Source organism: Arthrobacter sp. TE12232 (assembly GCF_054062615.1).
This window is the reverse complement of the sequence record NZ_JBSSFK010000001.1, coordinates 3,138,241-3,164,455: the sequence shown is the minus strand read 5'-3', so window position 1 is coordinate 3,164,455 and position 26,215 is coordinate 3,138,241. Positions and strand designations below refer to the sequence as shown.

Sequence of the window (26,215 nt, the reverse complement as noted above, 5' to 3'; positions counted from 1 at the left end):
CACGGATGGGGTGGTCCCGGGGTGGACGGACCCTTAGACCGCCGACCAGCCGCCGTCGGACGCGAGGACCGCGCCGTTGACGTTGGTGCCGTCGTCGCTGAGCAGGAAGGTGATCGAGGCTGCCAGCTGCGCCGCGGTGGCGGGGGCCGGGATGTTCACGCCCATGAGCGGCTGGAGGCGCGCGGCACCGAGCTCGGATCCCCACGGGGCCTCGATGTTCGTGATGGTGGCACCTGGGGCCACTGCGTTGAACCGCAGGCCCTTCGGCCCGTACATCACGGCGGAGTTCTTGGTCAGGCCGATGACAGCGTGCTTGGACGCCGTGTAGGTGGCGCCGGCGGCGGACCCGCGCAGCCCGGCCTCGGAGGCGATGTTAACTACGGAACCGGTGCCGGCCTCTAGCATGAGCGGCACGACGGCGCGGGTCAGGCGCATGAGGGCCGTGACGTTGATCCGGAAAACCCGCTCCCAGGTTTCGTCGTCCACCTCGTGGATCGGCGTGAAGTTGTCCATGATCCCGGCGACGTTCGCCAGCGCATCAACGCGCCCGCCCGCCGCGGCCACGACGGCGGCAACGGTTTCCTCAGTGGAGATGTCGCCGGGCACGGGAACCAGGTCCAGGCCGGCGTTGTCCTGCACGAGGGCGTCCAGGCGTTCCTTGCTGATGTCGGCCGCGATCACCCGGCCGCCCTCCCGCGCGACGCGGAGGGCCGTGGCCTGTCCAATGCCCGATCCCGCACCCGTGACGATGACGGTCTTGCCCGCAAAGCGGCCCGCGGTGACGGTTTCCTGCCATGAAGCTTCGTTGCCCATGATGTCCTTCCAGACGTTGAGGATGCTGACAGGCTCACCTTATGACACTCTGTGTCATTATGTAAGGGTGAATACCGGCCAGCCCTCCGAGGACCACCAGCCCGCCGCCGCGCGCGCCGCCGGGCGGCCGGCGACGATCGGACCCCGACGCCGTCGCCCGCATCGCCCTGTGCCTGTTCGCCGAGCGCGGCTACGAACAGACGTCCATGGAGGACATCGCGGGCGCGGCCGGGATCGGGCGCAAAAGCCTTTACCGCTACTTCGCCAGCAAGGCCGACCTCGTCTGGGGCGGCATCGAGCCGGTCACGGAGGCCGCCGGCCGGGCACTGGACCGGGCTCTGGGAAGAGAACTGGACAGCGCGGGCGACGGCGGCGGCCCCGTTGGCAAGTCCGACGACGGGGCCGCTGGCGCGTCCGACGGCGGGCCCGCTGGCGCGTCCGACGATGGGCTCCGGCCAGGGACGGGTGCGGCGCAGATCCGGGCGGGACTGAGCGCGGCGGCCGTCGCCGGGGCAGCCGCGCTTCCGGACCTCGCCCTTACCCGCGGGCGCCTGCGGCTCATCGCCGAACACCCGGAACTCGCCAGCCGGAGCTACGCCGCCCTCGCCCCCCAGCGCGAGCGGGGCCGCCGGTATTTGATCACGCTCGGCGTCCGCGACGACATGGCCGGCTACCTCTGCGCGGCCTATCTCGGGGCAACGTTCGAGGCCTGGATGCAGTGGGCCGCCGGCAGCGATCCCGATCCCGCGCCATACCTGCTGGCCGCCCTGACCGTGCTGCAGATGCCCGACGCGTAGGAGTCTTCGAAAGACGCGCAGGACTCCCTGAAGACACCGGCGGCGGGCGAGTGGCGCCGTCGGACTCCCCGCCGAAAACGCCCGGGGAACGCTGTGGCCGCCGCGGCTACTCCCCGGTCTGCCCGTCCACCGCTTCGCGGAGGAGGTCGGCGTGGCCGTTGTGCCGGGCATACTCCTCGATCATGTGGCACAGGATCCAGCGTAGGCTCGGCGCCGAGCCATCCGGCCACGAGCGCCGGGCCAGTTGGTCCAGGCCGCCGCTGGCCAGGGCATCCGCGAGGCGTTCCCGGGAGCGGTCGACGGCGCCCTGCCACAGGTTGCGCAACTGGTCCGGGGTGTCCTCGGCGGCGGAATGCCAGTCCCAGTCCGGGTCGGCCTTCCAGTCCACGGTGCCGAACTGAGCCTCCCGGTCCCGCGCGTGCAGGGAACGGGAAAACCATTCGCCTTCCACGTAGGCCATGTGCTTCAGCAGCCCGCCCAGGGTCATCGATGAGGCAGCGGTCGTCGCCCGGAGGCCGGCGGCTTCCAGCCCGGCGCACTTCCACGCCAGCGTGGCCCGCTGAAAGTCCAGGAAACCCAGGAGGGTCGCGGTTTCATCGGCGGCAAGGGGAGGCTCCGGGCGCCCCTGATCGTCCACAATCGTCATGCGCGTGAGTCTAGCGGCCTGCCATCCGGCGTCCGTGGGGCGCGCCGCCGACGCCTCGCCAGCCTCGAACTCGCCGGAAACTCTCCGAGTCGCCGGGAAATTAAGGCGAACCGACACGCTTCCGGCTACCTCGACGACGGCGGGCGCCTCACGCCGTCGTCCGCCTCACCGGTTCATGACCTGCGACTTTCCGCCCGGAAGGCCGCGGCACCCTCGTGGCCCGTTGCGTGCGGCGGCGGATGACGAACTCGGCCACCGCAACATTGATCACCCAGGCCGATCCCAGCAGCGCCGCCCGGGTCGGCTCGTCGGGCGGGCCGACCAGCAGTATCCACGGCAGGCTCACCAGCGCCTGCGTTCCCGCGGCGACACCTATCGCGTAGCCGCGGGTCATCCATGCTCCATGCCGCACGAAGTCCCGGCGCACAATGGCGACGACTCCCAGGACAATGCTCGCCGCCATGGCCGAGCCGAAGACGAGCCGCAGGACGAAGAGCGCCGGGCCGTCGCCGGGCGGCAGCGGATAGAAGGCGGCCATCCACAAACCGGACAGGGCGGCCAGCAGGCCCGCGGGTGCAAGGATGCGGCCGGCGATGCGGTGCCAGCCGCGGCGGCCCCGCAGCGAGGGCAGGAACTGGAATGCCCCGAGCAGGCTGTAGGTGGTGACGCAGACAATGTGCGTCACCACGGGAACAGGCGAGGCGAAGAACCGGGCGTTCTGCGGCGTGATGGCGGCACCGCCGGTCAGTTCCGTCAGCCTTACCGCACCAGCAATGACGGGGATGAGGCTGAGAAAAATTAATCCGGCGGGCACCGGCCACTGGGGGCGACGGCGGACGCGGGACACGGGAGCGCTGCTGGCATGAATTGTCATGGCTTGGTCCTTCGCTGGAGCGGCCCACGGCCTGTGTCGCGCGGCTCGTGGTGTACGGCGTACACCTGATGCGCACAACGCTAGGTGTACGCCGTACACTCGTCAAGAGGAGACCGCTAGGGAAAGGTGGCCGGATGACCCAGCAAGCGGAACGCACGCGCCGGATCCCCCTGAGCCGGGACCGAGTACTCACGGCCGCCGTCGTACTGGCCGACGAGGTGGGGATCGAGGCGCTGAGCATGCGGCGGCTGGCCCAGGAACTCGGCGTCGTGCCGATGGCGCTGTACAAGCACGTGGCCAACAAGGAGGAACTCCTCGACGGCATGGTGGATGCGCTCGTCAGCGAGATCGATCCTCCCGCCCGCGATGCCGACTGGAAGGACGCAGTGCGGCTGAGGGTGCTCTCGGCCCGGCGGGCGCTCCTGCGTCACCCGTGGGCCCGTCAGGTCCTGGAGTCGCGCACCAACAAGACGCCGGCGGTCCTTGGGTACATGGATTCGTTCATCGGGATGTTCCTGGCCGGCGGCTTCTCCGTCGATCTGACCCACCACGTCATGCATGCCCTGGGCAGCCGCATGTGGGGGTTCACCCAGGAGCTGTTCCCTGACTCCGCCGGCGGGACGGCGGAGGGGACGGCGGATCTGCCGCCGGAGGCGCAGGCCGCCATGTTCCGCGAGATGGCCGAGCGGTATCCGAACATCCTGAAGGTCGCCACCTCGTCCGCGCACGAGGACTCCGTGGCGGGGCAGGGCTGCGATGACCAGTTCGAGTTTGAGTTCGCGCTGGATCTGCTCCTGGAGGGCTTTGAACGCCTGCACCGGCAGCACTGGACTTCCATGCCGAAAAAGACCTCGACGCCGGCAGAGCCCTGACCGCGCCCTACTCCTCCAGGAACCGCAGCAGGTAGGGGACGATGGTCCGCATGGCCGTCAGGTCGCCGCCGCTCGCAGACAGTTCGCCGAGGTAATCGCCATGGCCACCCGGCACGATCATCAGGCGCGCTCCGGGAATGACACGGGACATCCGCACGGCGTGTTCTGGGCTCATGACGTCGCGGTCGGCGCCCAGGACGAGGGTGCGGGCCGTGATGCGGCGCAGGTCATCGTCCGGCCAGCCGGCGAAGGTCAGGATGCGCTGACGGTCCAGCTCGAACAGCCGCTCGAGGTGTCCGGGCTCCGGATTCAGCCGGCGGTCCGCATTCTTAAGCGCCTCTGGCATTTCGGCAAGGGTGCCCTTCGCCATGCCGTCCCAGAACTCGTCGCTGACCGCGTCCCGGCTGACGAAGGTGGAGGCGGCAATCAGGCACCGCACGGAGGCCGGATACCGCATCGCCAGCGCCAGCGCGGTATGGCCGCCGGCGCTGAAACCGAGCACGTCCACGGAGTCCACCCTGAGCTCGTCGAGCACGGCTTTGACGTCGTCGGCGGAGTTTTCAGCGGTGAGCGGGCGGCCGGTCGCCGCGGTCCGGCCGTGCCCTTCTTCATCGACGGCGATTACCTGGAGACTCTCGGCCAGCAGCGCCGGGATGAGGCCGGCGAAGTTCGTCTCGATGGTCGACCCTCCGCCGGGGATGAGCAGCAGCGGGGGCTTGTCGGCCCGCGGGTGACCGTGGACCTCGTAGTACATGCGGAGATCGCCATTGGCCGCGTAACCGTGGGTGAAAGTCACAAGGCATCCTAACGCCGCACGCGGCGGGCTGAATAGGGCCAATGCGGACGACGGCGGGAGGTTTCCCGCCGTCGTCCGCTGTCGTTGCAGCTCAGGCGTTGACGGATTCGGCGAGGATCGCGTCCACCTGGCCCAGGGCCTGGTTCATGCCCTCTTCCATGCCCATGGCGACGATCTGCTCCATCTGTTCCTCGGCCTCGAAGGTGGACAGGACGGTCATCCGGGTGCGGCTGCCGATCGGTTCCAGAGTCACGACCCCGTGGATGCTGCCCATGTCGGCCACGGGGTCGCCCTTGTCGTCCGAGAAGCCGTCATCGAACTCCAGACGGTGCGGGGCGTCGATGGCGACGAACCGCCACCAGCCACGGGCCTTCTCCCCCTCGGGGCCCGTCATGAAATAGGTGGCCTCGCCGCCGGGGACGAAGTCGTGCTTCTCGAACGTGGCCGGCCACGTGGGCGGGCCCCACCAGCGCTCGAGCTGGCGCGGGTCTTCCCATATCTGCCAGACGCGCTCCACGCCGGCGTCGAATTCGGCTACCACGGTGAGGCTCAGCGCCTCAAGATTCTTGACTGAACTGACAACGGTCATGACAAACCCTTCCTATCCTTCAGCGTTGCTGCGTGTTCCTTGCCTGTTTCGTGCCTGCTTCGGTCCTGTCTGATTGCGTCTTGCCTGGTTCTGTCTGGCCTGGTTGCGGGCCGGCTGTCTCGGCGAGCAGGTCGGCGATCCTGTCGGTCCGCTGCCGCCAGATGACCTCGTACTCATCGAGCAGGCGGCGGGCCTTTTGTAGCCCGTCATGGTTGGCCCGCACAATCTGTTCCCTTCCCCGCTTCTCCTTCGAGACCAGCGAAGCCCGTTCGAGCACCGCCACGTGCTTCTGGACGGCCGCGAAACTCATGGCGTAGAGGGCAGCCAGTCCGGAGACCGAGTACTCGCCCACCGTCACCCGGCGCACAATGTCCCGTCGGGTCGTATCGGCGAATGCCTGGAACAGATGGTCAAGTTCTTCGTCGCTGAGCGGTTCGCCGAGCTGATTCCTGCGCTGATCTACAACCATTTGGTTGTAGGATAGTCCGGCGTTTCTGAGGAGTCAATGGGGTGGCTCGTGGCCCGGGACGCCGAGTTCGCCGGAGGCCCGCCAATTCGCCGGAAGCTTACGGCGACCTCACAGGGGTCCGGCGAAGTCGTGTGCCTGTTGCCGGAGACATCCGTGCCGGATGGACCCGGTGTGCCGGCCGCGCGCCGGGCGTAGAGTGAGCCCATGAAGCGTGTAGTGATCGACCGCTTCGGCGGCCCCGAGGTCTTGAATGTGGTGGAGGTCGAGGATCCCCGCCCGGGTCCGGGTGAAGTCCGCGTCAGGGTCCTCGCCTCCGGCGTCTCGTTCACCGACGCACAACTGCGGGCCGGTACCTATCTCGGCGGGCCGAAGCCGCCGTTCACGCCCGGCTACGAGCTCGTCGGCGTCGTCGATGAACTCGGACCCGGCTGCTCGCGGATACGCGTGGGAGACCGCATCGGCGCGCTGACAGTGTGGGGCGCCAACGCCGAGAAGGTCTGCGTGCCGGAAGTGTATGCGGTGGAGGTGCCCGAGGACCTCGACCCGGCCGAGGTCGTGAGCCTCGTCTTCCCCTACATGACCGCCTACCAGTTGCTGCACCGCACGGCCAAGGCGAAGCCCGGGGAGAGCGTTCTGGTGCACGGCGCGGCCGGCCGGGTGGGCACAGCGATCCTCGAGCTCGGAGCGCTGGCCGGCCTCCGCCTCTACGGGACTGCTGCCGGCCGGGACCGTGCTGCCGTGGAGCGGCTCGGCGCGGTGGCAATCGACTACAAGAACGAGGACTTCCTGGCCCGGCTCCGCGGGCTCACCGGCGACGGCGTAGACATAGCCCTCGACGGGATCGGCGGCGCGTTGTCGCTACGTTCCTTCCGCGCACTCCGGCCCGGCGGACGGCTCGTGGTGTTCGGCCGCTATGCCACCATCGCAAAGGGGCGCAAGAACTGGCCCGGGGTGGTCGCCTGGTACGCGGCAACCGGGAGCGTCGCCCTCTGGGGCTGGCTTTCGCCCCGCCGAAAGGTGCTGTCCTACCGAATCCAGAAGTTGCGCATCCATCACCAGGACTGGTTCCAAGCGGATTTCCTGGTGCTCCTCGAGATGCTCCGCCGTGGCGAGATCCACCCTGTGGTGGCCGAGCGGCTGCCGCTTTCGGAGGCCCGGCGCGCCCCTGAGCTGCTGGGGAGCATGGCGGCTACAGGGAAAATCGTGCTCGTCCCCTAATCCGGCACGGTCACCGCCGGGTCACCGCGCGAACTCCGGCGGCGCCTAGCCCAGGAACGTGCGGTGGATGTCGCTCCCGTAACGACGGATGATGTCCCGTTTGGCGGCCTGGAAGGCCTTAAGGTCGCCCGCATGCCCGTGCTGTTCCACGCGGCGCCTGGCCAGCTCGTCCGAGATCACATCCAGGAAGAGCTCGGCCAGTAACAGCCGGGCGGAATCCCGGAAACGGCCGCGGCCGTCGACATACAGCTGGACCGTCGGGGCGCCGGTGTTGATGATGACCTTGCGCTCCGCGGGGCTGTAGACGGCACGGTCCGCGCTGTTGTGCAGGGTGCGGAAGTCGTAGCCGGTGAAGAGGTCGACGCCGTGATCCCGGCTCGGGCGGTGGACCTCGCGGTGCGCCGCCTGTTGCGCCGAGGCGTCGGTGGCGATGGCGTGGTGCGGCGGCTGGTCGGTGCTGCGGCGGGAGGCGTGTTCAGCGATGACGATCTCGCACAATGCCCAGTAGTCGCCAGCCCGGACAGTGATCTCGCCGTGCTCCCCCGACCGGTCCCCCGCCATGGTCCACTCGATCCTCCGCGTGTCCCTGAGCGCGCTGACCGGGACCGGGGCGGGTGTGGGGTCAATCCGCAGTGAACCGGGCAACGCGAGCTCAAAGGTGAGCGTCCCGGCGTCGGGCAGCTGGCCCGGATCCAGCAGCAGCGCGACATGGAACGGATGCCCCGGCGGGCGGTAGTAGAAGGGCGTGGTGAACCGCAGGGCCGCCGGCGGTGCCGCCGCCGTGCCGTCGCCGTTCCGGAGCGCCGGCGCCGTCTCCAGCCCCAAATCGATGACGGCTGCCTCGCTCATGTGCTGCAGCAGGTGCTCGATCATCTCCGCGGTCCGCCCCGACGTCGTGGCGCGTTCCAGGTGGGTGAGCTTTTCCTTCTCAGCCTGCACGGGGCCGGCGATCATCCGGCTGACGGCGCGGGAGAAGGCTGCAACGAAGGGGTCCTTGAGATTCAGACCCTCCCGCTCGTCGCTGATGATCGCCTTGCCCCGGCCCAGCATCTCGGTCAGTGCCGGGCAGCGCACGGTGCCGAAGAGGTATTCCGTGCCTACCTGGTTCTCGTACTCGAACAGTTGGCAGTCGAGCACGGCCATGCCGGATTCGACCACCAGGCCGGCAGTGCGTTCGTCGCCCTTGAGCGTCAGTTCCACGTCCCGTGCCCGCTTGAGCGTGACGGTGAACGGGAACTCCTCACCATCAAGGCTGAAGCTTCCCGGCTGGTCGGGGCCGAGGAGCACACTGGCCGGCGGTTCGTGGAAACGGATGTTCTCGCTGCCGTAGTCCTCGGCGCCGGGGCGTCCGTGCACCAGCTCCACCTCGCGCCGGTCCAGGACGTCCCGCAGGTAGATGTTGTCCGAGAGCGACTGCAGCAAGGTCGAGTGCTGGGTGATCGTGACGTGGGGATTGTCGACGACGATCGTCACCCGGGTGCCGTTGCCGGCGGCGCCGTCCGTACCGTCGGCGCCGGCGTCGATGTCCCCGGCGGGGATGCCCAGCCGGGCGTAGTCGGCGGGGAAGGCGCGGCGGTCTGCGCCGTCGTCGTCGTAGAGGTAGCCGCCGTTCTCGCCGCGGAAGACGTCGATGCGGGTGAACCGGCCGTTCTGGATGGTCTCGATCCAGCCGTGGCCCAGACCGAAGATGGCCTGCTTGAGCCCGCGGCCGAAGTACCCGCGGCCGGCGCCTTCACCGCGGGCGAGCGGGCTGTGTGCGCCGCCGTAGCTGAGGATGCGTCCGGCCTGCTCGAAGGACATGCCCTCCGCCTGGTCGCTGACCATCAGCACGGCCCCGGCGTGGTGGCGCTCGTAGCCGACGCGGATCCGGCCGGTCACGGACGCCCCGGCCTTCTCCAGCCGGGCGTAGCTGTCGTCGCTGTTGGTGATCAGTTCCACCAGCGCCTTCTCCACCGAGGCGAAGCGCCGGGAGTCAATCCCGATCACCCGCTGGTCCACTTGGATTTCGGCAACCGTCATGCTCTTTACCTCGCTCACAACTTCGCTGTTGCTGCGCCGTCGGCACCGGACCGGGCCGATACGTGGAGCGTAGCAGTTTGGGCGCCAACACCGTTCCCCACGGCCGAGTTCGCCGGAAAGCTGCCGATTCGCGGAAATCTTCCGGCGAGCTCGCACGTTTCCGGCGAATCCGGCGCGCAGCCTCGGCGTGGGGCCGCCGAGCCGTGCATGGTGCCGAGTCTGTGTGATGGAGGATAGTTTTAGGGGATGACGGCAAGCTACAGGTACGACGTCGGGATCCTCCATCTTCTCGTCTCGCCGGCGCACGCCTACTTCGGCCGCGCGCGGGACGGTGCGGCAGATGTGCCCACCACGGACGCGGACCGGGTCGAGGTGGTGGCTGGCAAGGGCATCGTCGGCGACCGGTTCTTCGGCCGGGCCGCGCACATGGACGCCGCCGTCACCATCCTCGCGGTCGAAGCCCTCGAGGCGATGGCCGCGGAGCTGGGGGCCGGGCCCTTTGACCCGCTCCTGACCCGGCGCAATGTGGTCATCCGTGGCGCCCACCTGGCTCCCCTGCTGGGTCAAGACTTCGCGCTCGAATCGCAAGGGGATGTGGTCCGGTTCCGGGCCGGACGGCCCGCCCATCCCTGCGCGTGGATGGACCGGATGCTCGCGCCCGGAGCCCACGCCGCCATGCGGGGTCGGGGTGGCGTGCGTTGCCAGCCGCTCTCGGACGGCTTTCTGAGCCGCGGGCCGGCCGTGCTGGTCAGCCCTGTCCCGCTCGAGCCCGAGAAAGCCGGCCACGCTGTGGTGCTCCGGCCGACACGCCTGCCGTAGCAGTAACCGGATTGCGCAGGGTCCGGGGCTCACAGCCACAGCCGATTTCGCCGGAAGGCTGCCAATTCGCCGGAAGCTTCCGGCGAGCACACAGGTTTCCGGCGAATCCGGACCGGAGGCTTCTGCTGCGTACGGCGGCGCTACGGCTGAGCTGCGGCGGCGGGCGCGGCCGACCGCGGCCAGGCCTGGTCCAGCCCTTTGATCCGCCGGTACGCGACCCGCACAAACCGCACGCCGTTCGAGGCGATGCTCACCACCCCGAAGAACGCGAAGCCGAACACGGGGTCCCCCGGCTCGGCGATCTTCAGCACGGCGATGCCGGCCAGGAAGTAAATGCTGCCTTCCAGGGTGTTCACGCCCAGGGAGAGCAGACTCAGGCCGCGGGTGGAGGCGCTGACCAGGCCCTCGTACGCGGCGGGGACGGCGTAGAAAAGGGTCGATACGCCCAGCATGAGCCCGAGGGCGTCCTGCACGGGCATGAAGAACCGGGCGCCGATCGTGGCAACGGCGAGGGCCGCCGCCGAGCCGGCCCCGGCCAGGACAATTTCGCGTCTCTTCCGGGTATCGGTCCGGGCCACTTCCCGGCACAGGACTGCGTGGATCACGATCCACAGCATGTTGGCGGCTAGCACCCACCAGCTCTGGACCAACAACGCCAGAGCCAGCCAGCCCAGTCCGGTGCCGGCGAGCACGCCCAGGCTCAAGCCGCTGACCCCGTCGCTGGTCCCGGTGCGCTGCACCCGCAGGAGCGCGGGAACTGACCGGATGAGCTCGACGGCGATCAGGGCCAGCCCGGCAAGCGCGGCGGACGTCTCGGCGAACAAGTTGCTCCTTCAGGTTCCTGCGACCATTGCGCAGTTGAAGCCACCATAGCCGAGCCGTGACGGGCACGGCTCGGCCTCTGATGGCAGTGCCTAGGAGAAGCGTCCCGGCCGGAACGTGGCGAGCATGGGGTGTTTCTTGCCGGTCATGATCTCGCCCGCGAGCAGTTCGCCGGCGATGAGGCCCAGCGTGGCCCCCGAGTGTGTGAAGGCCACGAAGCAGCCGGGCACCTGGCCGAGCTCGCCGAGGACCGGCTCGCCGTCGCCCGGGATGGGCTTGTAACCGATCTTCCAGGAGGCAGGCTTGAGTTCGGGGTTGCCGGCGATGAGCTTGGAGGCTTCGTCGGCGAGTTCCTGGACGACGTCATCGGGGATGCTGAAGGAGCCGTCGGCGTGTTCGGTGATGTGCTCTTCGTACCAGTCGTGGTCCAGGGCGAGTGTGTTGCCGGGGTTGGGCCGGACGGCGGCCCGAGGGGTGTTCAGCACGGCCTGCAGACCGTGCTCCACGGGTTTGGTCACCACCAGCATGGAGACCGGGGACCCGTTCGGGATGTCGACGCCGAGGGGCGCGACGACGGCCGGCGTTGCGGCACCGCACGCCACCAGCACCGCGTCCGCCTCAAAGGTTTCACCTGCTGTCGTCTCGACGCCGGCGGCCCGGCCGCCGTCGACCGTGACGGAGACTTTTCCGGCGTTGAGGACGAGTTCGCCGCCCAGGGCATGGAACTCTTCCATCAGGAAGTCTACGAGTTCGGGCAGGCTGACCCAGCCCTCGCCGGGGTTGAAGATGGCGTTCTCCGGCACGGCGTCCGGATCGATGCCGTGCGTGGCCGCGGGAATCTGTTCGGGGGCAAGGAGCTGGGAGTTGTAGCCGATGGATTCTTCGTAGTCGTGGCGGGCTTCCGTGGCCGCCGCCTGTCCGGCGGCGTTCCACATGAGACCTCCGCCGAACTGCAGCCAGTCCCGGTCCGGGTCCGCGGCGAAGAGGGTGCGGTAGCGGTCCACGCCGGCGACCCGGAGCTGGTGGTACGGGGTGGACCGTTCTCCGGCCGAGTTCAGCCACGACAGCGAGCGGCCCGTGGCCTCGCTGGCCAGGCCGCGTTCGCTCAGGAGAATGACGGAGGCGCCTGCGCGGAGCAGGTGGACGGCGGTGGAGACGCCGAGGATGCCGCCGCCGATGACTGCGACGCGTTTGGTTGAGGGCGTGGAGGACATGGGTCTCCCTTTCGTTGCGTAGTGGGTTTGGGGTGCGCCCGGGCCTTGGCCGGGGCGCAGTGTGGCTAGGCGAAGGCGCGGATCGTGTCGATGACCTTCAGGACTTCGAGGGACTCTGCGGGGTCCACGGGTAGCGGGCCTTCGCCTCGGAGGGCTCCTGCCAGCCGGGTGTAGAACTCGGGATAGGCGCCCGTCTGGGCAGGGACGGGTTGGGTGGCGCCATCGACTCCGACGCGCCCCCAGGATTCCTCGGGGTCGACGCCGTACGCGGGATCCGAGGACGTCATGCCGGCTGCGAGGGCTGGCTCCTGGCTGTCCAGGCCCCACTTCGTGTAGCCGGCCTCGGAGCCCAGGACATGAAACCGCGGGCCCACCTGGGCCGCCATGCCGTTCATCCACAGCCGCGATCGGACCCCGGATTCATGGAGCAGGGACACGAAGGCCTCGGTGTCGGCGCCGTCCGGGTCCGGGCCGCGGTTCGCGGTCTCCCCATAGCTTTCCGTCACAGCACCAAAGAGCTGGATGGCCTGGTCGATCAGGTGGGCGCCGAGGTCGTTGAGGATGCCGCCGCCGTCGGACACTGCCGCGGTGTCCCGCCAGTTCCCGAAGCCTTCCGGCCGCCACCACTCAAAGCGCGACTCGAAGGTGCGGACCTCCCCCACTGCGCCTTCCCGGAGAAGCCTGCGGAGCGTCAGGAAGTCGGCGTCCCACCGCCGGTTCTGAAATACCGTGAGCTGCACCCCGGCGTCGGACGCCCGGGCGATGAGCGCCTCGCCCTCGGCCGCCGTCGTGACGAACGGCTTGTCCACCACCACGTGGAGGCCACGGGCCATCGCGGTTGCAGCGAGGTCGAAGTGGGTCAGCGGGGGCGTGCCGAGGACCACGAGGTCAAGGTCGCCGGCGAGGTCGAACAGGGCCTCCGGCGTCGGGACGATCCGGGTGTCAGGGTAGAGCCGTGCCGCTTCCGCAGCGCGGACCGGATCCGCCGTGACGATCACGTCCAGCGAGTAGCCGGGATGCGCCGAGATCAGCGGCGCATGGAAGACTTTGCCCGAGATTCCGAAGCCGACGACGGCGGTGCGGACGGGTGCCGCTCCTGCGTTTCCCTTGAGGGTCTCCATCAGAGCACTTCCGAGAGGAAGCGCTGGAGGCGTTCGCTTCGGGGGTTGTCGAAGAGGTCGGCGGGGGATCCGGACTCGACGACCTCTCCTTCGTCCATGAAGACGACCTGGTCGGCGACTTTGCGGGCGAATCCCATCTCGTGCGTGACCACAAGCATGGTCATGCCGCGGCGACCCAGGCCTGCCATGAGGTTCAACACCCCTTTGACCAGTTCCGGGTCCAGGGCGCTGGTGGCCTCGTCGAAGAGCATGACTTCCGGTTCCATGGCCAGGGCGCGGGCGATCGCCACGCGCTGCTGTTGTCCGCCGGAGAGGTCGCGGGGGCGGTGGTCGGCGCGTTCGGCGAGGCCGACCTCGGCGAGGCGGCGGCGGGCGCGTTCCCTGGCTTCGGCTTTGGGCATGCCTTTGACGCTCCAGAGGGCCAGGGCCACGTTCTCGAGGGCGGTGTGGTCCGGAAAGAGGTTGAAGTGCTGGAACACCATGCCGATGCGGGCGCGCAGGATGTCCGGCTTGACCGCCAGGGCGCTCTCGCCGGCCAGGAGCACGTCCCCGCTTTTGGGTTCGTGCAGCCGGTTGACGCCGCGCAGGAGGGTGGACTTGCCGGAGCCGGAGGGCCCGATGATGCACGTGGTGGTGCCCGGTGCGACGGTGAGGCTGACGTTGCGGAGCACCTCGATGTCGCTGTAGGCCATGGTGAGGTTCTTCAGTTCCAGGCTGGAGCCGTGGAAGGTCTCGATGTCCGGGGCGGTGTTCTGTGTGGTGTTGCTGGCGAGGCTCATGTGTTGCTCCCGGTGGTCAGCGGCGAGGCCGCGGCGAGTTCCTTGACTTCCTTGAGACCGCTGCTGGGTGCGGCGGGGCGGCGCCGGCCGGTGCGGAAGCGGTTGTCGAAGTGGTTGACCAGGTGGGTCAGGGGCACCGTGATCAGCAGGTAGAAGATTCCGGCCATGACCAGGGGCGAGAGGTTGCCGGAGAGGACGGCGGCGTCCTGGCCGACGCGGAAGAGCTCCCGTTCGGTGACCAGCAGGCCCAGAAAGTAGACCAGCGAGGAATCCTTGACGATCGCGATGAACTGGTTCACCAGCGCCGGGAGGACCCGGCGGACGCCTTGCGGAACCACCACGAGGGCCATGGATTTTGCGTAGCTCATGCCCAGGGCACGGCAGGCCTCTCCCTGGCCTTTGTCCACGCTCTGGATACCGGCGCGGAAGATTTCGCCGATGTAGGCGCTGGCAATCAGGCTCAACGCGATGATTCCCAGGGGGTACGGCGACGGGCCGAAGATCGACTGGCTGAAGCGGGCGAATCCCTGGCCGATCAGCAGGATGGTCAGGATGGCCGGGAGGCCGCGGAAGAGGTCCGTGTAGATCCGCGCCGGGACCCGCAGCCACTTGGAGGGGGATATTCCCATCACCGCAACGATCATGCCGAGGGCAACTCCGATGATCGTTGCCGCGATGGAGATGATGAGGGTGTTGAGGAGACCGACTCCCAGAAGCTGGGGCAGGACTTCGGCCATTGCGTCGAAGTCGAAGAAGGTGCGGGTGATGGTGCTTAACCAGTCCATGGTTGCTCTCAGACGTAGGTAGCTTGTGGATCCCGGACGGGCCGCGCTGCGCGGCCCGCCCGGTCAGGTGGCCGCCGGGCTAGGTCCCGGACGTGCCTCGTTGTGGGGACGCTTATTTGCTGGGGGCCGGGCTGGCCGTCTGTTCCGCCTTAGGCAGGTACTGCTCGGGCATCGGGGAGCCCGGGAACCACTTCTGGTAGAGCTTCTTCCAGGTGCCGTCCTCCATGGCTGCGGCCAGGCCCTTGTTGAGGGCGTCCTTGAAGGCGGACTTGCCCTTGGCCACGGCAAACCCGGCGGGGGCATCGAAGGACGGGATGTCCGCTGCGCTGACCAGGCCGTACTGCGTTTCATAGGCCTTGGCGGCCTCGTAGTCCAGGAAGTGCGCATCGACGGATCCGCTGTTGACGGCGGCGATTGCGGTGTTGTTGTCCGGGAAGCGCACCAGGCTCGCGGAAGTGAAGTTCTTGACGGCGTAGGCCTCCTGCAGCGTTCCCTGCACGACGCCGAGTCGCTTGCCGGCGAGCCCGTCGGCGCCGGTAATGCCCGAGGTCTTCGTGGTGATGACCGTCAGATATCCGGCGAGGTACCCATCGGAGAAGTCGACGGTCTGCTTGCGCTTGTCCGTGATTCCAATGGCCGCAACGCCGGCGTCGAACTGACCGTTGGAGACGGCGGCGAGCAGCCCGGAGAAGTCCTGTCCGGTGAAGACGACCTTGTCGATTCCGGCGCGGTGGGCGACGTCCTTGAAGAGCTCGACGTCGAAGCCCGTGAAGTTCCCCTGCGCGTCGGTGAAGGTGTAGGGCTTCGAATCGCCCAGGCTGGCCACGCGAATGGTGCCGGCCTCAATCAGGCCATAGGGGTTGTCCGCCGGCGAGGACGCTGCGGAGGAGGTTCCTCCGCAGCCGGACAAGGCCAGGACCGCGGCAACAGCGGCGGCGATGAGCGCCACCGGGCGGCGCATTTTGTTTCCTGTGTTCACAGCGTTTTCCAATCGTGGGAGTGAGGGGCGAGGTGGGCGGGCAATTGGCCCCCGGGTTGCGGACTGTCGATGCGAGCCTTGCTGAGTCCGGTCTCAGTCCCTAAGATTGAGACCGGACTCACATCGATTGCTAGAAATGTAATCGAAGCCACATGGGGCGTCAAGAGTCCGCTACGAAAGGCCGTAATGAATAGTGATGCTTCCCGGCGCCGCGATGTCACTGTCGCCGACGTCGCCAGAGCCGCCCAGGTTTCCAAGGCCCAGGCTGCCCGCGCCCTGGGCAACTACGGTGCCGTGAGCGACGACGTCCGTGAGCGGGTGCTGGCCGCTGCCGAGGAGTTGGAGTACCGGCCCAACGAGCTCGCCCGCAGCATGAACACGGGGAAATCGCACACCATCGGGGTGGTGGTCGGCGACATTGAAAACCCCCATTTCGGCCTCGCCACGCGGGGCATTACCGACACCGCCAAGCGCAGTGGTTTCAACGTCATCCTGATCAACACGGATGAGGATACCGAGGCGGAAATCGATGCCGTCCGGGTGCTCCTGGACAAGCGCGTCGACGGCCTGATCGTGGCACCGGCGTCATCCGTGGAAACGCAACATTTACGCCGCGTTCACGAATCCGGCCGCCCGCTGGTCCTGCTGGACCGCAAGGCGTCGGGGCTCGACGTCGACACCGTGGCGGTGGACATGGAGGGCATCTCGCACGACTCCACGAGCTACCTGATCGGGGCCGGACACCGGAGGATCGCCTTCGTCTCCACCCTCAAGACGGACGAGCCGTACCGCGACGGCATGGTCCTGGACTCGTCCCAGATCTCGGACCGGCGCGACGGCATGAAACGGGCGTTCGATGAGGCGGGTCTGAACCTGCCGGACGATCTGATCCGCCTCAACGCCGGCGACAACGAGTCGATCAAGAAGATCACCCGCGAGCTGCTGCAGCGCCCGGATCCGGCGACGGCGATCATCGCCTCCGACGGCCTGATCGGCCTCAGCGTCGTTGAAGCCATCCAGGAGTTGGGCCTGCGGATTCCGGACGACGTCTCATTCCTCATGTACGACGACTTCGCCTGGACCCGCCTCACCACCCCGCCGCTCACGGTCATCGCGCAGCCCGTCTATGACATGGGTGTTGCGGCCGCGGCGGCCCTGATCCGGCAGATCGAAGGCCGGAAGGTGCCCGCGGCCGTGCCGGAGTTCACGGCCGAACTGATCCGCCGCGGCTCGGTCGCAGCCCCGCGGGTGACCGGCGTCGGCCACTAATCTGCGGCCGGCCAGGGCCCCTAGGGACTTTGGACACGGGCATCGGCAGCCCCGCCGCGCCTAAAGTTGAACATGGCCTGTTCCGACACGTCTCATGACGACTCCGGGGGCACGGAGGCGGGCACCGATCCGTCATGGAACTGACGGTCATAGTCCTGATCACCGCCGCACTGTTCGCGTGGGCGCTGGTATCGGCGCGGCTGCAGCAGGCGGACCTGACCGCTCCTATAGTGTTCACTGCTGTCGGCACGGGCCTGGCCTGGGCCGGGCTGGTCGATGCCGCGTCGCCCCCGGCGGCCATCACCCCGGTTGTCGAGGTTACCCTGGTGTGGGTGCTGTTCTCCGACGCCGCCCGTCTGCCCCTTCAGGAGTTGCGCCGGGACGTGGGCCGCTATGTGCGGTTGCTGGGAATCGGCCTGCCTCTGACGATTGTGTTCGGGTGGGTGCTGGCCGCCTGGTTCTTTCCTCAGTTCGGACTGTGGCTGGCCCTGCTCGTCGGTGCGGCGCTGGCCCCTACTGACGCCGCGCTCGGGATCCCCGTGGTGACGAATCCGGCGGTGCCGTCGCGGATCCGCCAGCTGATCACCGTCGAGAGCGGCCTCAACGACGGCATCGCCACCCCGGTCGTCATGGTCGCGATCGCCGGCGCGGCCGCCGCCGCAGGTCTGGAGAGTGCAGCTGGTCCCGGCAGTGCCGCCGTCGAGCTGCTTATCGGCGCCGGCGTTGGCGCGGCAACCGGCGCCGTGGGCGGGTGGCTGCTGCAGCTGGCCCGCCGGCGCGGGACGAGCGCCGAGGACTTTGCCGGTGTCGGAGTCCTTGCCCTGAGCCTGCTCGCCTACACCGCCGCCCTCGCTGTGGGCGGCAACGGATTCGTCGCCGCCTTTTGCGGCGGTCTGGCGTTCGGCACGTGCGCCGGTCAACGGGCGCCGGCCGAACTGGTCTTCGTCGAGCAGATGGGCGGCTTGGTGTCGCTGCTGGTGTGGCTGGCCTTTGGAGCCATCACCATTCCGACCATGCTGGCGCACTTCGTCCCCCTGACCATCGTGTATGCCGTGCTCAGCCTCACGGTGGTGCGCATGCTGCCGGTGGCACTGGCCTCGCTTGGCGCCGGACTGGACCGGCGCACCGTCCTGTTCGTGGGCTGGTTCGGTCCGCGCGGCCTGGCGTCCCTCGTGTTCGCGCTGCTGGCGCTGGAAGCCCTCGGACCAGCGTCCGACCAGGCGGTGGCCGTCATCGCCGCCACCGTGCTGCTCAGCGTCCTGGCGCATGGCTTCAGCGCCGCGCCGCTGGCCGCCCGCTACGGCAGAGCCGCTGCCGCAGCAGGGCCGGAGCCGGGAGGGCCGGTGCCGGTCACCCGCGCTCCGGCCCGGGGCCTGAGCCGCAGGCACACGCCCACGGCACTTTTCCCGCGGAAGCGCCCCCGTCTGTAGTCCGAACGGACCCTGCGCGACGCCGTCGCAGTTCGCGCCACGCCGGTGCCTGTGATGAGTCTCACGCGCTATTTTCGCCATCTGGCTTGAGACGTCTGCGCGGCGCTGTGCACTATGGAAAGGCAGGGCAGGGAGCATTGCTCCCGGTCACGCGGCCCCGATGTTCGCTCCGACGCCACGCGTCCGCAGTGAACCGGGGGCACCCATCCTGGTGGACGCAATGAGGCCAAACCGGTGAGCTCGCAGAGCTGCCCAAGGTTTCAGGCGTTCCTGGTTTGGCCCCACGGCGGCTCCGCATCGGTGCGGCAGCCGGACATCCGGATTCATGAAATGGAAGCACTGAACAATGACGTTTGAAACTGCCACCTCTGTAACCCACAAGCTCTGGGACCGCTCCACGATGCACCACGAGCTGGACGCCCTGATTCACGACCTCTCGGAGCGCCACAACACCGCCAAGAGCAACATCGCGGTCCACGCCAGCGGACCGGGCACCTTCACGCTCAGCCTGAACCACGGTGCAGCAAACCTTGAGGCAGTTTCCGCCTAGCAAACACACGGAGGACGACGGCGGGAGTTGACTCCCCGCCGTCGTCCTCTGGCATTTAAGGCAGGACGTCGCACGTGGTGAAGCCGGAGTTGCGCAGGAAAGTGGCGCCGGCTTGTGTGACCGCGGTGTCTCCGTCCAGCACGGCCGTCCAGATCAGGAAGTTGGCTGCCTCACTAACCAAGGCGATCAGCTTCGCCCCCTGGGGCAGGGGTCCGTCCGCCCCGAATCCCTCCAATGCCAGCGGCCCGGAGGGCTCATCCCCCACACTGACCAGACTCCACTCGTCGTCGAGCGTCTCGGTGCCGCGCACCAGATGGACAGCAAATTTGGGCGACAAGCCAATCCTTGCCGCAGTGCCGTGAAACTGCGCATCCGGCCCGTCCTTCACAACGCCCCAGCGCACGTTGAATTGATGCAGGGACAAAAAGGGATTGGCAATGCCCTGGATATCCTCCAGGCCGGTGGCGACTTGGAGCGGATTGTCGTGTGTCTCCACGCTCCAGACTCCGAATTCGGTCTTTGCCATCAGATGTCCGACCGGTTTGGTATCAGGCCAGATTGTGAACTTGACGTCGGTCAGGCACAGGGTCTTCAGGTTCTTCGCCGCTGCCAGCGGGGAAATATCGGCGATCCGATTGCCGCCTATATTCAACGACTCGAGATTGGGACAGCGCCCGAGCGGCGCGACGTCGCTTACGTCATTGTCCGAAACGTCGAGTCCGCGCAGAAAGGTAAGTCCCGCGACCGGTTCCAGCTGGCCTATGCGGTTCCCCGAAACATTTACGTGCTGAAGCTTTCCCAGCTGTTCCATGCCCTGCAAACTCATCAGGGCGCCGTCGTTGTTTCTGCCGGTGATTGATAGTTCGGCGAGCCGGTCCCTTGCGATCATCGTCGGAAGATGGGCGATCGAGGTAATTCCCATATTTTCCGGGTACCACTCGATCGTGAACTTATCCAGCTCGCTGACGACTTGCGCAAGCGCCTCGCCACGCAGGTGCTCCGTCTTCAGTTCGTCGCCGCCAGGATCCACGATCCCTTCGAGATTGTCGATCCGGCCGGCAACAGCGAAAGCGATCTGGTTTACCAGCTTCCGGTCGTCGGAAAGTATCCCCGGCTGATTCCGTTTCTCATACCAGTCGGCGTAGCTGCCCTCCACGCCGCCGATCCGCCGATGCAGTTCGAGAGTGGGAAATTGCAGCGGGGGGTCAGCCGTGGCCGGGTCAAAGAGTTGAGGTGGATCAATTTCACCCCTCGACAGGCGAACGGCATGACGAGTAGCCGCGTCCGTCGCACGCGCATAGGCCTGTGCCGCGGCCTGGAGCTCGGCGCTGGGAGCAGGATTTTCAAAGAACTCCGGATGTTCCGCCGCAAAGGTGAAGTCGTTGTACTTCTGGAGATAAGCGAGCCTTTGGCGGTCAGCGTCAGCCGTCGCTACGAGGAAGGCTTCCTGCTGAACCTTCGTAGGAATCGGAATCGGCACGGTGTCATAAGTGGCAACTTCAATTTCGTACGGGAAGGGGTGGTTGGCCACAGCCGTCGGGAGTGACTTGAGGCGTTCTTTCACCTCATCAACGGTCATGGTTGTCCCGATTTCCTCTTGGCCCTCTCCACCCTTCTGATAGAACACCACATGCAGTTCGGCCCGCGACTGGGACTGGTCCTTATGCTCGTTGAATTTGCCGCTGAAGGAGCCGGCCCCAATCGCGCCGTTGATCTCCGCCTGCAATGTCACCGCAAGATCGGTCTGCACGGCCGTATCCAGTGACGTGATTCGCAGCACCGCGAAAAACTCCCCGCCACGAAATTGTCCCCGCACGAACGAGTCACCGTACGCCCTCGAAAACGCTTCAAACTGACTGGCTGTCAGCAGATCTTTCGCGTCTTGCTTGATGCGAAAGTTTCGTCCGCGCACGATCTGGTTATTGACGACCATTTTCGCTACGACGAACGTTGAAACGGAGTTGTAGGAGGTACTCTTCGAAAAGTCGACCTTGAGGCTTGCAGATGCAAATCCGTAGCGCCCCTGCGCTTCCGCGGATACGCCCAACGACTCCATCAGCGACTCATGTGTTGTGATGATTTCGGCGGTTGCCTTGGCCTCCTGCCCGGACAGGCGCGACGGTTCGTCAAAGTCCAATGCGGTGCCTATGGCCAGGCCGCTGTCACTGTTGAACCCCATCCCGATGTCTTCCCCGTTGTAAGTCAGGACGCGCACTTGGGGTAGTGGTGTGCTCATAACCCAGACCTTCCTCCGTGCCGGCCGCATGCCATAACAGGCCCCACGCAACGACGTGCTGGCCTCAACAATCCAGGCCTGTTCCGGCGTTCGGCTGCCGGTGTCCGCGGCTGAGCTAATTATGGACGACGCCGCCTGCCCCGTCACGATGTCCAGGAATCACCGGCGGCAGAAGAACTCCGGCTTCCAGCGCGGCCAGAGCTTGGTCTGATTCCGCCCTGGCGGGCTCTTGGCCGTATCGACGCCCCTAGAGCCGGGCGCGCAGTCCTGCGATGATCACGTCGAGCCCGAAGTTAAAGGCGTCTTCTCCCCGCTGCCGGGGTGGTCCGGCATGTTCGAGCGCGCGTGTGAGCGCCGGGAACCCCTCGCCCGACGGCGCCCACACGACGTCGGGCGCGGCCAGATCAAGGGCCGCACCGAGGGCGAAGCTGTCGATGGTCGTGATGGCCGAGACGACGTCCTTTCCCTCAAAGCCAGCGCCCTCCAGCGCCAGGGCCAGATCCTCATACAGGCCGATGACCTTGGCGTCCTGCACAGTCTGCAGGACCATCAGCGGGGCCAGCCTGGGATGCCGGGCGAACGCGTCACGGTAGGCGCGGATCACTACACGGAGGGTGTCTTCCCAGCTCAGCCCCTGAAGTGCGGGATATGGGGTCTCGCTGATGATACGCCGGCGCATCAGCTCAAGGATCTCCTCCCGTCCGCTGACGTGGTTGTAGATCGATGACTGGCTGACTCCGATGCGCCGCGCCAACTTCGGCAGGCTGAAGTCGCCGGTCTCATCGACCAGTTCGAGGCTGGCGGTTACGAGTCCGTCGATGGATATCAGCGGAGCGAGCGGGCGGCCCATGGGGATTCTCCAATCAGTGGCTCCTAAGAACCTACACAATTTTTGGGACTCAGTATTGTGCGCCGGGTCACAGGGGCCCATAATAAACGAAAGGCTATCGTTTATGAGAGCTCCTGACCCCTCCAAAGGAACCCCACATGTCCGACACCCAAACACAGCCGTCCAAGACGGCGGCCGAGAACGGCCTCAAACGCAATGCCATTGGCACAGGCGGCATCGCCTTCCTGGTCATTTCCGCGGCCGCCCCGCTAACCGTGATGGCCGGCGTCGCGCCGGTTGCCATTGCGACCGGCGGTATAGGTGCCCCCGCCGGCTATCTGATCGCCGGCGCGGTCCTCACGATCTTTGCCATCGGCTTCATGGCGATGACCCGGCACGTCAAGGCTGCCGGAGGCTTTTACACCTACATTTCACTGGCCATGGGCAAGACGGTAGGTCTGGCCTCCGCCGTGCTGGCGATTGTCTCGTACAACTGCCTTCAGATCGGCGTTTACGGGCTCTTTGCGGTGCAGACCCAGTCCATGCTTCATTTCATCTTCGGTCTCGACGTCCCTTGGCCGGTCGTGGCGCTCAGCGCCGTGGCCGCCGTGTGGTTCCTCGGTTACCGCGGCATTGATGTCGGCGCCAAGGTGCTCGGGGTCCTACTGGTCGCCGAAACCGCCATCCTCGCAGTGATGGGCGCGGGCATCCTCTCGCACGGGGGTGCCCACGGGATCAGCGGCTCCTCCTTCACCCCGGAGAATGCCTTCAACCCTGGAGTACTGGCAATTCTGGGCATCTGCTTCGCCGCGTTCATGGGGTTCGAGTCCACCGTTCTGTACCGGCGGGAGGCGCGGAATCCGGACAAATCCGTCCCCCGGGCGACCTTCATCGCTGTGGGCTTCATGTCCGTCTTCTACGCCTTCATTGTGTGGAGCGTGGTCCAGGCGTACGGTGACGGCGACGTGGTCCAGGCGGCGGGACAGCTTTCCAACGGAATGTTCTTCGCGACCATCAACCAGTACGTCGGCCCATGGGCCGAGGTGGTCATGTACGTCCTGATTGTCACCAGCGTCTATGCCTCCCAGCTGGCGTTCCACAACGCCATCAACCGCTACGTCTACATGCTGGCCCGCGACGGCGTCCTGCCGGCGTTCCTGGGCAGGACCCACTCCAAATACAAGTCCCCGCACCGTGCCGGCCAACTGCAGTCCCTGCTCGCCGCCGTCGTGATCATTGTCTGTGCAGTCCTCGGCGCAGACCCATACCAGCAGCTGTTGATCTGGGTAAACACGCCCGGCATCTTTGGCATCGTCGGGCTGCAGGGCCTGGTCTCCGTGGCCGCCTTCATCTACCTTCGCCGGAACCCCGCGGCGGTAACGAACCGCCTGGTCGTTCCGCTGAGTATCGCCTCCGCCGTGCTGCTCTTCGCCGTCGTCGCCATGATCGCGGTCAACATCGAGCTGCTAACCTTCGCCGACACCCTGACCAACACCATTATTTTGCTGGTCACTCCTGCCGTCTTCCTGGCGGGACTCCTCACCGCCCGCAGGCTGCGCACCCGGCGGCCCGCGAGTCTTTGAACAGGCCTCCGAAGTAGTCTGCGACGACGACGGGGTGCCGACGGGACTGCTACTGGAGGCGGCGGCCGTAGACCTTGTGGAGCGACACGCGCCAACGGAGCCGTTCGCAACCCGGAAATCCCGGCTGGCGGAACTGCTCCGCCGCTTTGCCTGCTCGGGGCTCACCGGCGGACACGTCATGGACCTCGGTGCGGGATCGCTCGAACTCTACCGCGCGCTGGAGAACGACGGCGACCTGCCGCTGCGGCTGCGCTGCGCCGCCTGGTGCATGCCCGGAAGCGGAGAGACGGAGTGGGCGGAACTTGCGATGATGCTCCGGGAGGGCGGCCGCCGCTGGTCGGTGGATGCCATCAAGCTCTTCGTGGACGGAACCATTGACAACGGCACGGCCTGGCTCTTCGAACCCGACTCCTACGGCCAATCCACCGCACCCTTCTGGCCGCGCCCGCAGGAGTATGCCGAAGCAGTCCGATACTTCGCCGGTCGCGGCATTCCGACTGCGACCCACGCGATCGGGGATGCCGGCGTGGCACATGTGCTCGACGCCCTGGAATCGCTGCCTTCCTCGACTCCCGCGACGGTCCACCGGGTGGAGCACATTGAATCCATCCCGGACAACCTGATCAAGCGGTTCGCCCGACTGGACGTCGTGGCGAGCATGCAGCCGACTCACTGCACCCACTACTCACGGGCGGACCACAGCGACAACTGGTCCACGCGGCTGGGCAGGGAGCGGGCCGACCGCGCCTGGCGCTGCCAGGACCTGCGCCAGGAGGGAGTGACGCTGGCCCTGGGGTCGGACTGGCCCATCGCACCGTTCGAGCCGTTGCCGATCATGGCCGACGCCCGTTTGCGACGGCGTGCCGGCCAGCCGGACGAGTCGCCCATCGGGCCAGACCAGGCGCTCACAGCCCTCCAGGCCCTGGAGGGCTACACCTCGCACGCCGCGCGCGCGGCGGGCCTATTCCACAGCACCGGATCGATATCGGTCGGCAAACGCGCAGACTTCACTGCCTTTGAATGCGATCCGCTAACAGCAGACCCCGATGACTTGGCCGGCAGCAACATCCTGGGCACGGTCGTGGACGGAGATATCCAATTCATGCTGGACCGGGTGGAATAGCACAGCGGCTGTAAGCACTACGGCGGGTGGAATGCTCAGCCATGGGCTTTTCCACCCGCCCTATCGAGTCGCGCGGCATATTTGTTCACACTCCCCTCACCCGGTTGACAGCCTCACAGCCTTGAGCCAATAATGAACGTCATTCATTTATTTGCACGCTCCTCTTCTGCCTGCACCGGCAAGCGGCGTCGCAGGCCGGCCGTCAGGGCGTTAGCCCCACTGGGGACGGTGCGCTGGCCGCAAGAAACACGTCCGGGCCCGGAAGCGGACGTCATCGTGCGTGGACTTGCACCGCACCAACACATTCCTCGAAGAAAGGCGACATCATGAGCGACGATCACGACTGGAGCAACCTGGTCGGCAGGCCGGTGGAGGTATGGAAGGACGGGCATCTCATCCGAACCGGCTATGTGGACGACGTCGCCCAGGCTGCAGGCGCCCTATGGCTCGCAGGCCACGGCGCGGACAGGCGGGCTCTCTATCAAAAGGCAGACGGCTATTCCGCCAAGCCGGTATGCGAGGCGGCGCCGTGAATCTCTTGGCCGGTACCGAAACCGTGCAGAGCATTGAGGTCCTCGCCCAGGACCGGGAGTCGATGGACCGCGGTCTCAATGCCGCGGTGGAACTGATGACGGAAGTCGCTGTCGGGCTCGCCACCCATGGCATCCTTGTGAGCCGCCTTGACGACAGGCTCTTCCGCGTCGGGTTGAGCGAGCTTGTCCCCTTCGGCTACACGGAACAGCGCGACTGCCGACCGTGATTCCCTGCCGTCCGCACCGCCCCGAAGGCGGTGGCGTGCGGTCCCCAATCAGGCGGCCGGCGCGGCTGAGGCAGAAAGGCATCAGTCCTGGGAAGAACCGAGCTGCTGCAGCGAACCGCGCGCCGCACCCACCATCCCTTCGACCGCGCGGGCCAGGTGGGTGCCGCGGTCATTGACGCCGTCCCAGCGCACCAACGCCTGGGCGTTCAGCCCGTCGATCATCCCCAGAATCTGCCAGGCGACGGATGCGGCGTCGGAGGTCTCGAACTCACCGGCCGCAATACCGGCCTCCACCACGCCTTGCAGCATGGCCTGCCAAGCGTCCATCTGATCGCGGACGCATACCGCCAAAGCCTCGTTGCGCCGGCCCATGGTCCAGGCATCCACCCAGACCGCCGTGACGTCCAGGCGGCCGCTGTCCAGCAGCGTGTCTAAAAGGTAGGCAAGCTGCCCGCGGGCTGACGGCATCCCGTCCAGGGTTGCCTGCAATTCCGCTGCTTCCGCCGAGACGATGCCGGTGAAAGTGGTCGCCACAAGGGCCTCAACATTGGGCTGGTAATGCGCCACCAGGCCGGAAGCCACCCCCACGCGGGCCGCCACATTGCGCAGGGTGATCGACCCGAGCCCCTGCTCGAGGGCGATAGTCCGGGCCGCCTCTGAAATCTCGCTGGCCCGTTCCCCTGGCGCCTTTCGGACGGCGCGTTTCCTCTGTGTGCTTGACATCACCTAACAGTCTAGAGTAATTTTCAACCTTATTGATCGATTGATCAATAACGGCTTGGCGTCGTTCCTATGCGCGCCCCTCATTGGGGAGGAGGCGTGC

27 protein-coding genes are annotated in these 26,215 nt (G+C 67.0%); 11 read left to right on the top strand and 16 right to left on the bottom strand.

What is annotated here, in order from left to right; translation table 11 throughout:
• Positions 1–33: 33 nt before the first annotated feature.
• Positions 34–813 (bottom strand): SDR family NAD(P)-dependent oxidoreductase, encoded by a 780-nt coding sequence (locus ACVWZ7_RS14050; protein ID WP_344366874.1) that lies wholly within the window; start codon positions 811–813, stop codon positions 34–36.
• A 206-nt stretch (positions 814–1,019) separates the two neighbouring features.
• Here ACVWZ7_RS14050 and ACVWZ7_RS14045 point away from each other — a divergent pair, with 206 nt between their 5' ends.
• Positions 1,020–1,610, top strand: a complete 591-nt coding sequence (locus tag ACVWZ7_RS14045; RefSeq protein WP_456508223.1) for a TetR family transcriptional regulator — start codon at positions 1,020–1,022, stop codon at positions 1,608–1,610.
• 106 nt (positions 1,611–1,716) lie between these two features.
• Here the strand turns inward: ACVWZ7_RS14045 and ACVWZ7_RS14040 are convergent, their stop codons facing one another.
• Positions 1,717–2,256: a DinB family protein gene (locus tag ACVWZ7_RS14040; protein ID WP_456508222.1), complete on the bottom strand. Its 540-nt coding sequence runs from the start codon at positions 2,254–2,256 to the stop codon at positions 1,717–1,719.
• A gap of 148 nt (positions 2,257–2,404) precedes the next feature.
• Complete coding sequence (locus tag ACVWZ7_RS14035) at positions 2,405–3,130, bottom strand: DUF2306 domain-containing protein (protein ID WP_456508221.1); 726 nt, start codon at positions 3,128–3,130, stop codon at positions 2,405–2,407.
• Between the two features lie 134 nt (positions 3,131–3,264).
• Here ACVWZ7_RS14035 and ACVWZ7_RS14030 point away from each other — a divergent pair, with 134 nt between their 5' ends.
• A complete protein-coding gene (locus ACVWZ7_RS14030) occupies positions 3,265–4,002 on the top strand; it encodes a TetR/AcrR family transcriptional regulator (protein WP_456508220.1) in 738 nt (245 codons plus the stop codon).
• A gap of 7 nt (positions 4,003–4,009) precedes the next feature.
• On the opposite strand, the gene ACVWZ7_RS14025 is transcribed toward ACVWZ7_RS14030, so the two are convergent.
• The 3 genes from ACVWZ7_RS14025 to ACVWZ7_RS14015 all read right to left on the bottom strand — a co-directional run bounded on the left by ACVWZ7_RS14025 (position 4,010) and on the right by ACVWZ7_RS14015 (position 5,856).
• Positions 4,010–4,798 (bottom strand): alpha/beta fold hydrolase, encoded by a 789-nt coding sequence (locus ACVWZ7_RS14025; protein WP_344366885.1) that lies wholly within the window; start codon positions 4,796–4,798, stop codon positions 4,010–4,012.
• Positions 4,799–4,889: 91 nt separating this feature from the next.
• The gene (locus ACVWZ7_RS14020; protein ID WP_456508219.1) at positions 4,890–5,387 is read right to left on the bottom strand and encodes an SRPBCC family protein; all 498 of its coding nucleotides are present in this window, start codon (positions 5,385–5,387) and stop codon (positions 4,890–4,892) included.
• Between the two features lie 19 nt (positions 5,388–5,406).
• On the bottom strand, positions 5,407–5,856 hold the full coding sequence (locus ACVWZ7_RS14015; RefSeq protein WP_456508218.1) for an ArsR/SmtB family transcription factor: 450 nt from the start codon (positions 5,854–5,856) through the stop codon (positions 5,407–5,409).
• 204 nt (positions 5,857–6,060) lie between these two features.
• Here ACVWZ7_RS14015 and ACVWZ7_RS14010 point away from each other — a divergent pair, with 204 nt between their 5' ends.
• Positions 6,061–7,074 carry a medium chain dehydrogenase/reductase family protein gene (locus tag ACVWZ7_RS14010; protein ID WP_456508217.1) on the top strand — a complete coding sequence of 338 codons (1,014 nt, stop codon included), beginning with the start codon at positions 6,061–6,063 and terminating at the stop codon, positions 7,072–7,074.
• A 45-nt stretch (positions 7,075–7,119) separates the two neighbouring features.
• On the opposite strand, the gene ACVWZ7_RS14005 is transcribed toward ACVWZ7_RS14010, so the two are convergent.
• Positions 7,120–9,093 carry an ATP-binding protein gene (locus ACVWZ7_RS14005; RefSeq protein ID WP_344366894.1) on the bottom strand — a complete coding sequence of 658 codons (1,974 nt, stop codon included), beginning with the start codon at positions 9,091–9,093 and terminating at the stop codon, positions 7,120–7,122.
• A gap of 246 nt (positions 9,094–9,339) precedes the next feature.
• Here ACVWZ7_RS14005 and ACVWZ7_RS14000 point away from each other — a divergent pair, with 246 nt between their 5' ends.
• Positions 9,340–9,912 carry an MOSC domain-containing protein gene (locus ACVWZ7_RS14000; protein ID WP_456508216.1) on the top strand — a complete coding sequence of 191 codons (573 nt, stop codon included), beginning with the start codon at positions 9,340–9,342 and terminating at the stop codon, positions 9,910–9,912.
• A 140-nt stretch (positions 9,913–10,052) separates the two neighbouring features.
• Here the strand turns inward: ACVWZ7_RS14000 and ACVWZ7_RS13995 are convergent, their stop codons facing one another.
• The 6 genes from ACVWZ7_RS13995 to ACVWZ7_RS13970 form a co-directional block, all read right to left on the bottom strand.
• Entirely contained in the window at positions 10,053–10,736 is a 684-nt protein-coding gene (locus ACVWZ7_RS13995; protein ID WP_456508215.1) for a hypothetical protein, read from the bottom strand.
• A gap of 90 nt (positions 10,737–10,826) precedes the next feature.
• Positions 10,827–11,948: an NAD(P)/FAD-dependent oxidoreductase gene (locus tag ACVWZ7_RS13990; protein ID WP_456508214.1), complete on the bottom strand. Its 1,122-nt coding sequence runs from the start codon at positions 11,946–11,948 to the stop codon at positions 10,827–10,829.
• 65 nt (positions 11,949–12,013) lie between these two features.
• Complete coding sequence (locus ACVWZ7_RS13985) at positions 12,014–13,069, bottom strand: Gfo/Idh/MocA family protein (protein WP_456508213.1); 1,056 nt, start codon at positions 13,067–13,069, stop codon at positions 12,014–12,016.
• Entirely contained in the window at positions 13,069–13,848 is a 780-nt protein-coding gene (locus ACVWZ7_RS13980; protein ID WP_456508212.1) for an amino acid ABC transporter ATP-binding protein, read from the bottom strand. Before ACVWZ7_RS13980 ends, ACVWZ7_RS13985 begins: the two co-directional genes overlap by 1 nt.
• Complete coding sequence (locus ACVWZ7_RS13975) at positions 13,845–14,633, bottom strand: amino acid ABC transporter permease (protein WP_116766251.1); 789 nt, start codon at positions 14,631–14,633, stop codon at positions 13,845–13,847. Before ACVWZ7_RS13975 ends, ACVWZ7_RS13980 begins: the two co-directional genes overlap by 4 nt.
• 112 nt (positions 14,634–14,745) lie before the next feature.
• Positions 14,746–15,594: an ABC transporter substrate-binding protein gene (locus tag ACVWZ7_RS13970; RefSeq protein ID WP_456509116.1), complete on the bottom strand. Its 849-nt coding sequence runs from the start codon at positions 15,592–15,594 to the stop codon at positions 14,746–14,748.
• Between the two features lie 204 nt (positions 15,595–15,798).
• Between ACVWZ7_RS13970 and ACVWZ7_RS13965 the strand changes: the two genes are divergently transcribed.
• The 3 genes from ACVWZ7_RS13965 to ACVWZ7_RS13955 all read left to right on the top strand — a co-directional run bounded on the left by ACVWZ7_RS13965 (position 15,799) and on the right by ACVWZ7_RS13955 (position 18,861).
• Positions 15,799–16,881 carry a LacI family DNA-binding transcriptional regulator gene (locus ACVWZ7_RS13965; RefSeq protein WP_456508211.1) on the top strand — a complete coding sequence of 361 codons (1,083 nt, stop codon included), beginning with the start codon at positions 15,799–15,801 and terminating at the stop codon, positions 16,879–16,881.
• A gap of 134 nt (positions 16,882–17,015) precedes the next feature.
• Positions 17,016–18,311, top strand: coding sequence for a cation:proton antiporter domain-containing protein (locus ACVWZ7_RS13960; RefSeq protein WP_456508210.1), 1,296 nt, complete (start codon positions 17,016–17,018; stop codon positions 18,309–18,311).
• Positions 18,312–18,657: 346 nt separating this feature from the next.
• Positions 18,658–18,861, top strand: a complete 204-nt coding sequence (locus tag ACVWZ7_RS13955; protein ID WP_116766255.1) for a hypothetical protein — start codon at positions 18,658–18,660, stop codon at positions 18,859–18,861.
• 55 nt (positions 18,862–18,916) lie between these two features.
• On the opposite strand, the gene ACVWZ7_RS13950 is transcribed toward ACVWZ7_RS13955, so the two are convergent.
• Together ACVWZ7_RS13950 and ACVWZ7_RS13945 are read right to left on the bottom strand one after the other, a co-directional pair.
• Positions 18,917–21,097 (bottom strand): leucine-rich repeat domain-containing protein, encoded by a 2,181-nt coding sequence (locus ACVWZ7_RS13950; RefSeq protein WP_456508209.1) that lies wholly within the window; start codon positions 21,095–21,097, stop codon positions 18,917–18,919.
• Between the two features lie 247 nt (positions 21,098–21,344).
• Complete coding sequence (locus ACVWZ7_RS13945; protein ID WP_456508208.1) at positions 21,345–21,947, bottom strand: TetR/AcrR family transcriptional regulator C-terminal domain-containing protein; 603 nt, start codon at positions 21,945–21,947, stop codon at positions 21,345–21,347.
• 137 nt (positions 21,948–22,084) lie between these two features.
• Here ACVWZ7_RS13945 and ACVWZ7_RS13940 point away from each other — a divergent pair, with 137 nt between their 5' ends.
• The 4 genes from ACVWZ7_RS13940 to ACVWZ7_RS13925 all read left to right on the top strand — a co-directional run bounded on the left by ACVWZ7_RS13940 (position 22,085) and on the right by ACVWZ7_RS13925 (position 25,392).
• The gene (locus ACVWZ7_RS13940; protein ID WP_456508207.1) at positions 22,085–23,509 is read left to right on the top strand and encodes an APC family permease; all 1,425 of its coding nucleotides are present in this window, start codon (positions 22,085–22,087) and stop codon (positions 23,507–23,509) included.
• Positions 23,442–24,632: an amidohydrolase gene (locus ACVWZ7_RS13935; RefSeq protein ID WP_456509115.1), complete on the top strand. Its 1,191-nt coding sequence runs from the start codon at positions 23,442–23,444 to the stop codon at positions 24,630–24,632. The genes ACVWZ7_RS13940 and ACVWZ7_RS13935 overlap by 68 nt, the downstream gene beginning before the upstream one ends.
• Positions 24,633–24,958: 326 nt before the next feature.
• Positions 24,959–25,165, top strand: coding sequence for a hypothetical protein (locus ACVWZ7_RS13930; RefSeq protein WP_116766260.1), 207 nt, complete (start codon positions 24,959–24,961; stop codon positions 25,163–25,165).
• Positions 25,162–25,392: a hypothetical protein gene (locus ACVWZ7_RS13925; RefSeq protein WP_133247492.1), complete on the top strand. Its 231-nt coding sequence runs from the start codon at positions 25,162–25,164 to the stop codon at positions 25,390–25,392. The genes ACVWZ7_RS13930 and ACVWZ7_RS13925 overlap by 4 nt, the downstream gene beginning before the upstream one ends.
• A gap of 81 nt (positions 25,393–25,473) precedes the next feature.
• On the opposite strand, the gene ACVWZ7_RS13920 is transcribed toward ACVWZ7_RS13925, so the two are convergent.
• Positions 25,474–26,115 carry a TetR/AcrR family transcriptional regulator gene (locus ACVWZ7_RS13920; protein ID WP_456508206.1) on the bottom strand — a complete coding sequence of 214 codons (642 nt, stop codon included), beginning with the start codon at positions 26,113–26,115 and terminating at the stop codon, positions 25,474–25,476.
• Positions 26,116–26,215: the final 100 nt, after the last annotated feature.